Below are 620 nucleotides of genomic sequence, written 5' to 3'. Positions count from 1 at the left end.
AGCTGGGCCGAGGGCAGGGTCATGAAGTCGCCTGAGCCGCTCTTGACCGTTTCGCATAGCGGCGTGACTTGCGTGAGCAGCTTGCTGGCGAAAAAGCGTGCAGTGGTGAGCTTGCTGGCCTTGAAGTTTTCGTCACTCGCGCCCGCCGCGGCCTGGGCCATGCGCAGCCAGTTGTAGCCGAGGTAAACCAGGCTGAACGCACGCAGGTAATCGCAGCAGCCAAAGGCGGCTTCTTCTGGCTTGCTGCGAAAGGTGTCGTAAATCCAGGCGGTGGCGGCCTGCAAATCCGCCAGTGCTTTTTTCAGCGGCTGCGCAATAAAGCTGAACTCTGGTGCGGCGTCGCCCGCGGCTTTGCCAACCAGGGCAAAAAAGCGCTTGGCGGCACGGCCTTCGTTGAGAAACAGCTTGCGGCGCACCAGGTCCATGGCCTGAATGCCATTGGTGCCTTCATAGAGGCAGAGGATTTTGCTGTCGCGCAGAATCTGCTCGACACCATGCTCGCGAATAAAGCCGTGGCCGCCGTAGACCTGAATGACCATGCTGCCCAGCTCAACTGCCATGTCGGTGCAATAGCCCTTGACCAGCGGGGTGTTCAGCTCCACCCAGTCGTTGGCTTCTTC

At 60.2% G+C, this 620-nt stretch carries 1 protein-coding gene; it reads right to left on the bottom strand.

Annotated elements, in window-relative coordinates; all coding sequences use genetic code 11:
- On the bottom strand, positions 1–620 hold a 620-nt coding region (locus AC1QQ2_RS14890), incomplete at both ends, for an acyl-CoA dehydrogenase C-terminal domain-containing protein (RefSeq protein WP_479713730.1).

It is taken from the genome of Aestuarium sp. (assembly GCF_023253315.1).
In the GTDB taxonomy this organism is placed as follows: Bacteria; Pseudomonadota; Alphaproteobacteria; order Rhodobacterales; family Rhodobacteraceae; genus Marivivens; species Marivivens donghaensis.
Note: the sequence above shows the minus strand (reverse complement) of the source record. Positions and strands in the feature narration are given on the sequence as shown.